At 64.3% G+C, this 589-nt stretch carries 1 protein-coding gene; it reads left to right on the forward strand.

The features are described 5' to 3' along the window. Nucleotides 1-112 precede the first annotated feature (112 nt). Nucleotides 113-589 (forward strand): plasmid pRiA4b ORF-3 family protein (locus tag RHBS_RS28450; RefSeq protein ID WP_145977684.1); only part of this gene is annotated, 477 nt, incomplete at its 3' end.

Genomic DNA, 589 nt, shown 5'->3' on the forward strand with positions numbered 1-589 from the left:
GCTCGATGCGTTGGCGTTCGACGTCGCCGCGATCAACGATGGTTTGACCACTGGTACGTAGAAGACCGCGAGCCCCTGCGTCCGACGCACGGGTCCGACTAGGGTCCTGTTCATGTCGATGAGAACCGGTCGCGTCCGGCACCTGTCGGTGGTGCCGAATTTGTCCGACACCGACGAACCGGCCGACGACAACGCGACGGAAGCCACGCGGCGGGGCCTGGTGAACTTGGTGCTTCGGGTGACCGTGGATCACACCCGTCCGCAGATCTGGCGTCGGGTGCGGGTGCGCTCGGATCTGCTGCTGTCCGAGCTGCACGCAGTGCTCCAGAAGGCGCTCGGGTGGGAGGACCGGCATCTGCATGCGTTCAGCGTCAGGACCGCCGGTGCCACGCGTCGATTCGAGATGGAAGAGACGCTCGACGACGAACCGGACGACGAGGCGTCGAGCGAAGAGCGAGTACGGATCGACGACGTGCTCACGGCACCGGGTTCCACCATGACGTACGAGTACGACTTCGGTGACGGGTGGACGCACACGATCGTTCTGGAGCAGATCGATTCCGATATCGACGACCTCCGATCCGTCTGC

Source organism: Rhodococcus sp. BS-15, from assembly GCF_000813105.1.
In the GTDB taxonomy this organism is placed as follows: Bacteria; Actinomycetota; Actinomycetes; order Mycobacteriales; family Mycobacteriaceae; genus Rhodococcoides.